Below are 929 nucleotides of genomic sequence, written 5' to 3'. Positions count from 1 at the left end.
GACGAGCGGGTGAAGGCCTTTCTCGATCGTCCGATCGAAGGCGACTGGCCCTATCTCTGGATGGACGCGACCTACATTAAAGTGCGGCGAGCCGGTCGCATTGTCTCTGTCGCGGTCATCATTGCCGTTGGCGTTAACAGCGATGGCCGGCGCGAAGTGCTCGGCATGGCGATCGGTCATTCCGAAGCTGAGGTCTTCTGGACCGAATTTCTACGCAGTCTTGCCCGTCGGGGTCTGCGCGGCGTGAAGCTGGTGATCTCCGATTCCCACGAAGGCATAAAAGCTTCCGTCGCCAAAGTGTTCAGCGCCACCTGGCAGCGATGCCGGGTTCATTTTATGCGCAATGCGCTGGCCCATGCCGGCAAGAGCGGACGCCGGGTCGTGTCAGCATTCATCGCCACCGCCTTCGCACAGGAAACGCCCGAAGCCGCAAAGGCCCAGTGGCGCAGTGTCGCCGATCAACTACGTCCCACCGTACCCAAGCTGGCTGCTCTCATGGACAATGCCGAGGAAGATGTGCTGGCCTATATGACGTTCCCCGCCCAGCACCGTACCAAGTTGCACAGCAACAATCCGATCGAGCGGCTCAATGGCGAGATCAAGCGGCGCACTGATGTCGTCGGCATCTTCCCCAACGAAGAAGCCATCACCCGTCTCGTCGGCGCTATCCTTCTGGAACAGAACGACGAATGGGCCGTCCAACGCTGCCGCTACATGACACTTGAGAGCGTCTCAGGTTTAAGCGATAATCCCATCATCACGTTGCCTGCCATGGCAGCATGATCAATCCGGCTTAGCCGGAGGTCGCTGTGGCTATCCCAGCGAACCTACACCACGTTGTGGGGCACGATCATGGGCGTGTCGCCCGGGAGGGCGGCTTTGATCTTTGCCAGCTCGGTTGCAAAGCCCCCTCACATGATGTTTCTCCG

The 929-nt window shown here is 59.6% G+C and carries 1 protein-coding gene; it reads left to right on the top strand.

Going from position 1 to position 929, the window contains the following annotated elements:
* A partial coding sequence (locus V2I08_RS20495; protein WP_349636584.1) for an IS256 family transposase occupies positions 1-783 on the top strand: 783 nt, incomplete at its 5' end.
* Positions 784-929: the final 146 nt, after the last annotated feature.

Source organism: Sphingobium sp. MK2 (genome assembly GCF_040170545.1).
Classification (GTDB): Bacteria; Pseudomonadota; Alphaproteobacteria; order Sphingomonadales; family Sphingomonadaceae; genus Sphingobium.
This window is presented reverse-complemented; position numbering and strand designations above follow the sequence as displayed.